Raw genomic sequence first — 6,998 nt, 5'->3', positions numbered from 1 at the left:
TTGTAACGCTATTTCAGGACAAGACATTGTGATCTCAAAAAAACCATCCCGGTATTCTGCTCGTGGTTTTCTATTCCGCTTTCTGATGCATATGAACTTTCTGAAGACACACCTGCAGAACAAAGAGAGATTCTTTTTTCGACCCTACAAAAAATGATTCTTAGTCTGGATTCTGAAAAGAAATTCATGCTCATCATAGAAGATTTGCACTGGATCGACCCAACAAGTTTAGAGTTTATAAATCAGCTATTAGGAACAATTTCAGAGGAAAACTACTTTTTATTACTCACTTCTCGCCCCGAATTCGAATCAGATTGGAGCGATGAGCAGATTGCTACTATAGAACTTTATACACTCAATCAAGTCTTTGCTCATGAATTAATTAAAACCATTTTAGGACAAAAAGAAGTTGCTAAAGATGCGTTGAATTATATTGTAGAAAGAGCAGACGGGATTCCTCTGTTCATAGAAGATCTAACTCAGATGCTACTTGAGCAAAAGCAATTGGTCTTTGAAAATGAGATGTATTGTCTCACAGAAAAATTTGATAAATCATCAGTTCCTGTTACCCTAAAAGGGCTATTAAACGCACGTTTAGATCGATTAGGATTCGCAAAAGAAACCGCCCAATTAGCCGCTGCAATTGGTAGGGAATTCTCCTATGAATTACTAACCAATTCCTCATTACATGATGAGGCTATGGTGCAAGCGGATCTTAATACATTACTAGAGGCCAATTTAATATATCGTCATCGACGAGTACATAACGAAATGTATATTTTTAGACATGCACTAATTCGTGATGCAGCTTATGATGGTATGATTGCTACACGACGTAAAGAAGTACATGGTAGAATTGCAGACACTATAGAAACTAGCTTACCAGAAGTGGTGAATGAAAACCCTTTTGAGTTAGCAAGACATTTGGCCATTGCAGAAAAGCATCAAAAAGCATCAAAGCTTGGATTAGAAGCCATCAGGAAGCATATTAAAAACTCAGCTAATCAAGAAGCTTTAAGATTACATGACATTATTAAAGACTGGGTTACCCATATTAAAGATGAAATACCTAAACTTAAAGGGGAACTGGAAGCTAACATCGTAGTTTCTGCAGCAGCGGCGTTAAAAGAAGGTTGGGGAAGTCAAAATCAATTCAAAATGGCAACCCGAAATACAGAGCTAATTGCAGTAATAAGGGCTAATGAAGATTATAATATAGATCCCGATATTAATGACTTTGAAATAAAAAATGATTGGGCATTGTTTTCTTATTACCATGCACAATCGAAAAGTAAAGAAGCCAAGGAAATAGGAGAACAACTCATCGAAAAATCAATTATAAATGGCAACCATAATGTTGAGATGGCTATATCTTCTTTTTTGGGGCAATCTTATTTTATCTCTGGAGATATAGATAAATCTGAAAAACTTTTAGAAACAGTTATCCAAAAGTTTAATCTGAATGACGATAAGGCTATATGTCTTGAATATGGTTTCGACCCTTACATTTTCGCAACTGGACTTCTTGGTTTTATTTATTGCTTCAGAGGATTTCCTAAAAAAGCCATGCAATCCTATGAAAATGGGATTAAATATTCTAAAACAACAGAAAATGACTCACTTGTGGTAACCGCATATGTATTCATGGTATGTTTTCTTTCCATTATTGATAATAAAAATTTGAGTGAAAAATATGTTGACGAATTACATAACCTACTAGGAGACAAACTAAAACAAGTATGGGTTTCTTGTTTATTCGACATCCTGTCAGACTGGGTTAATAATAAAACTAATATTGCTGAAGAACAACGTGAAGCTATAATAAATGCTGGTCAAAGTCTTGCTCTTTCGTACTATGAACCTTCTATGGCTAAAACTTATATAGTTCAAAAAGAATATGATAAGGCCATAGAATTACTCCAAAATTCAATTGAAAGACAGGTAAAACATCATGAAAACTCAATCCTACCTTTATTTTATAATCTTCTTGGAGTATCTATGTTAAAAAAAGAAGGTAATATCAATTCGGAAATTGAAAAAATATTCAAAAAATCTATTGAACATTCTGAAAAAATGAATTTTAACTTACTCAAACTACTTACTATCACTAACTATAGTGAAGTATTGATTAAAGAAAAACAATTAGAAAAAGCGAAATCCTTATTAGAAAGTGTCAAAGAATTTTCTGACACCACATCAGAAATTAAAGACTTAGATGCGTACCAAAAATATATACACCTCTATATGCAAATCAAATAATTATTAATGTTTAATTAAAGCTAAAAAATTATGAGCACAGAGAATTTAACGGCAGAGAAATCCACAGGCTTAAGTTCTGATCAGGTCAGAAGTGAGCTTAAAGCAAAATTTGACGCCAAACCCACCAATGATTCATCATATGTAATGTATCATATGATAGATCAAAATATTCCTAGTGACGGCACAACAAAAGATGATATTCTTAGAATCACTCAATTTTTTAATGCATTATCGTTTTTTGAATCTATAAACCTGCCATTACGAGATGCATATTTAGAACACAATAACCTGAGATATGGTTTTTTGAGCAACGGAGCCTTATTTAAATCTACTAATAACGGAAGTGGTGAACAACTGAGTGAGCTCTATAACATGCACGAATTGTCTCTGCAATCAGAGGAAACATATAATCGTATACTATCAGAAATCGATGCGCAGCTTGAAACCGTAGATGGTTCTCTGGCAAATGACTCTTCTGGTGAAAAGTGGTATTTCTGGCCTGGGTGCGAAATGAAGATGCCAGAAAGTACAACGATACTAGTAGACACCTCTATAGAGAAATCAAAATTTGTGGTAACCAAAAAGCCTGCAAATGTAAGTAATGAAGCTACACAAATCATTTTAGAAGAAAAATCGTATCAGTTAGAAATTTCGCTTCTGGGGGATAATGAATTTTTCTACAACGAAACTAATAATGCAGAAGTAACTAATGCAAAATTAAAACCAGGCTTTTTTGCAATCAATAAATCCGAACCGGAATTCGAAGGAATGAATGCTAGCGAGTTTAGTGAAATAGATTTAACTCTTAATAAAGGAGAAGAATACGACTTTACTTTATATATCCCCTATAACAGTCCGCGATTTGATCTAAAAACACATTTAAAAATATACGATACAGAAAATAACCTAGAAGAATTTGTGGCTACAACAACTTGATTTCCTTTTGAATAATATAACTCTAAGTACAATTACAAAGAGGAATTCTATACTTACTAATAAACGCAGCAATATAATTTGTTGCGTTTATTTTTTTGGTCTCTTTCAAATAATTAGTATCCACTCTTATATTTTCGGTTCTAAAAACACTTACTTATTACTAAATAGACAATACTAAAAACCAAAAAATACAAAGACCGTAATACTGTATTAAATGTTTCTTAAACAAAATGATTAATTTGTTAGGTAATAAAAATTACTCTAACTTTAAAAGGCAAGAAAAATCGATTTTTTGTTGAAGTTAAATACTTCGAGTAGTGCAACACATTTTGTCAAGGTGTATCATACCTTACTAATGAACTCAATAGTACTTACCTCTTTTTATTGAGAATCATTCTGTAGGAAATAAGTTTTTACTAATAACCTTTAAATTCTAACTTATGATCACAAAAGCGCAAAAAACAGTCGTATCAAAAAAAATGAACATCACCGATCGGGTGAGAGAAGAAGTAAAATCTCTTTTTGATGCACACCCTAATCATGATCCTTTATATCAGGTATACACGACCTTGGATAAAAATATTTCTTTAAAGCATATTGCAACTAAGAACGAAGAAAATACTGCCAAAATAGATACCCTACGCATTGTTGAATTCTTTAACACCTTTTACTTTTTTGAATCTATTCATGATTTTATTAGGGACGCTTACTTACACAACAATACTTTAAGACATGGGTTTTTAACAAATGGTGTATTATTGCGTACAGAAAAAAATGAAAATAAAACGCAAGTAGCTGTCGGATACACGATTCCTGAATTTACCAAACTACGTTCTGAAAGACCAGAATTATACAAAGCGATTCTTAACGAGATCAAAGGAGAATTAGAGGGATTTATTTCTACAGATTCTGGTGAGAAATGGTATTTCTGGCCGGGATGCGAAATGAAGATCCCAACAAACACAAACATTATTTTAGATACCTCTATCTCAAAATCAAAATTTGTAATTACTCAGAAAAAAGAAAACCCAGGAACCCAGACAACTCAAATAGTATTAGAAGAAAAACCATATCAATTAGAAGTATCGTTACTTGGGGACAATGAGATTTTTTATACGGATAATGGATCAGGCAATCAAAAGCTGGCTCCCGGTTTTTTCAGCCTTAACAAATCCGAATCCGATATCAATGGCACGCAATCAAGGGTGGACTTTGGTAAGTTCGAATTAGAACTACACAATGGTGAGCAATACGAATACACACTTTATATACCATACGACAGTCCTCGGTCTGATATGAAAACGCACTTAAAAATATATGCAGATAATGAAATTGTAGAAGAATTTATCGCAACTTGTACTTGATTCTTATTCTTTTTCTCTAATTTAATTTTAATAATCAATGTCATTTAAAGAATCCCATTATATCTTAAAAATGACATTGATTATTTTATTATTTCACATTTCGTTTTTATACTTTTATACATCACACGAAGCAGCCTATATTCATGCACAACGCATACAGAATTAAAGAAAAATACGCCAAAATTAGTATTAATGACCAGTACACTATCATGTCCTCAGAAAAAGATAGTACTGTTTTACAATCTCCTCTTGCGATTAGGTTATTAGACACAATTAGTAACACGACAATCTCTAAAGAAGAATTGATTGCAAATTTTAGTGACTACAGCCCAAACCTGAGCGAAGTACTTATTGCTTTGCATCAATTAGAAACAGAAGGATATATTACGCACACACCACCCACTTTTATTCCTGAGCAAGCTGCTTTTTGGGAAGAGTTGGGATATGATACTCAAAAACTACATCGAGTCTTAAGTTCCAAAATTATACAGATAAAAACGCTAGGAGGTATTGACGACGCTGGCTTTAAAGCTTCATGTAAGGATACAGGAATACAATTAGCAACTACAGACAAGACTCCTGACCTTACCATCGTACTTACACCTCATTATCTACATGAGGATCTCGAAAAGATCAATCAGGAGATGTTTGCTAACAAAACTCCCTGGATGCTTCTTAAACTTGAGGGCACAACCCCTTATATTGGCCCGTTGATAGCTCCTGTAAAAGAAAAATGTGCTTGTTGGAAATGTTTGCAGCATCGATTGTTATTGCATGATCAAGAAAACAAGTTATACCAAGCATTATCTAAGTCTAAAAATACCATAAGTCGACCTCGTATACATCACCCATTAACCTTACAAATGGGTATAAGTCTGGCTATATTAGAATTAGTTTCCTGGTTATACTATGAAAAAAATGATCAATTAGAGAATACGCTGATTTCTGTTTCTGCCAAAGGTGAGCCTACCTACCATACTGTTGTAAAACGACCGCAATGTTATACTTGTGGAGACATCTTACAAGTACAACAACATCCATTACCAATACTCATAAAGCAACAAACTACACTAGCCAATAACCCTGGTGGATATAGAACGGTAACTCCTGAAGAAACCTTACAAAAATACCAACATCATATTAGTGATATTACTGGGATTGTACCTTATTTAAAAGCATATTATCCCGTAGAAAAAGTGCCTATCTATAATTTTGGTTCTGGAAAAAACCTTGCACTTCAAAGCTCTTCGATGTTTTGGTTAAACCTACATCTTAGAAGTGCTAATGGGGGCAAAGGAAGAACCCCTATACAAGCAAAAACAGGTGCATTATGCGAAGCTATTGAACGATATAGTTTGATGTATCAAGGAAAAACGCATACTATTTCTGCTTCGTATAATGAGTTAGAAAAAGCGATAGACCCAAATACCTGTATGTTATACAGCGAACAACAATATCAGAAACGAGATCAAATCAATAAAGAAAGTACTAAATTTTATTCCTTGATCCCGATACCTTTTGATCATACTAAAAAAATGGATTGGAGTCCTGTATACAGTCTTACCAAAAAAGAATTTGTGTATCTTCCTTCTTGTTATTGCTTTGCACAATATCCTGCCGAAGATGAAAACAAACTTTATGCATACCCCGATTCTAATGGGTGCGCTGCCGGAAATACGATCGAAGAGGCTATCCTTCAAGGCTTCTTAGAGCTTGTAGAACGAGATGCTGCTGCAATCTGGTGGTATAACCGACTTCAATACGAGAATATAGATTTAGAAACTGCAAACAATCCATATATCGACCAAATGGTGACCTATTATAGCAGTATTAAAAGAAGCCTGTACGTTTTAGACATAACTACAGATATTAATATTCCGGTATTCGTTGCAATTAGTCACGATCTAGAAAATAATAATAAAGACAAAATCCTATATGCGTTTGGCGCTCACATTGATGCTCATATTGCTTTAGAAAGAGCTGTAATAGAACTGAATCAATTATTACCTGTTGTGACCAATAAAAAAGATTCTTACTTAACTTCGGATCAAGTCTTTGTTGATTGGCTAGATACTGCTACACTCGAAGAAAACCCTTATTTACTTCCGCTCGACGGAAAATCAAAAAATATGCAAGTCGATTACCCAAAACAATGTGCTCCTACAGTATACGATAGTGTGCAATTTTGCATAGATAAAACCAAAAAATTAGGTCTAGAAACCCTCGTTGTAGATCTTACACAACCCGATGTAGGATTGCCTGTCGCCAAAGTAATTGTTCCTGGATTGCGACACTTCTGGCGAAGAACCGCCCCAGGAAGGCTCTATGATACTCCTGTAAAAATGAAAAAACTTGACCAACCCAATACCGAAGAACAATTAAACCCGCTAAGTATTTTTATTTAATGAAGTACGTTTAACTATTTCAACACTAATCTAA

General features: G+C 33.9%; 4 protein-coding genes. All 4 read left to right on the top strand.

Annotated elements, in window-relative coordinates:
- The first annotated feature begins 153 nt into the window (after positions 1-153).
- The 4 genes from DZ60_RS0120780 (at position 154) to DZ60_RS0120765 (ending at position 6,964) form a co-directional block, all read left to right on the top strand.
- Positions 154-2,259 (top strand): hypothetical protein, encoded by a 2,106-nt coding sequence (locus DZ60_RS0120780; RefSeq protein WP_025743946.1) that lies wholly within the window; start codon positions 154-156, stop codon positions 2,257-2,259.
- Positions 2,260-2,289: 30 nt separating this feature from the next.
- Positions 2,290-3,195 (top strand): hypothetical protein, encoded by a 906-nt coding sequence (locus DZ60_RS0120775; RefSeq protein ID WP_025743945.1) that lies wholly within the window; start codon positions 2,290-2,292, stop codon positions 3,193-3,195.
- A gap of 440 nt (positions 3,196-3,635) precedes the next feature.
- The gene (locus DZ60_RS0120770) at positions 3,636-4,559 is read left to right on the top strand and encodes a hypothetical protein (protein WP_025743944.1); all 924 of its coding nucleotides are present in this window, start codon (positions 3,636-3,638) and stop codon (positions 4,557-4,559) included.
- 143 nt (positions 4,560-4,702) lie between these two features.
- A complete protein-coding gene (locus tag DZ60_RS0120765) occupies positions 4,703-6,964 on the top strand; it encodes a TOMM precursor leader peptide-binding protein (RefSeq protein ID WP_025743943.1) in 2,262 nt (753 codons plus the stop codon).
- Positions 6,965-6,998 lie beyond the last annotated feature (34 nt).

It is taken from the genome of Aquimarina pacifica, assembly GCF_000520955.1.
GTDB classification, from domain to species: Bacteria; Bacteroidota; Bacteroidia; order Flavobacteriales; family Flavobacteriaceae; genus Aquimarina; species Aquimarina pacifica.
The sequence above is the reverse complement of the archived record's forward strand: the minus strand, read 5'-3'. Positions and strand labels throughout refer to the sequence as shown.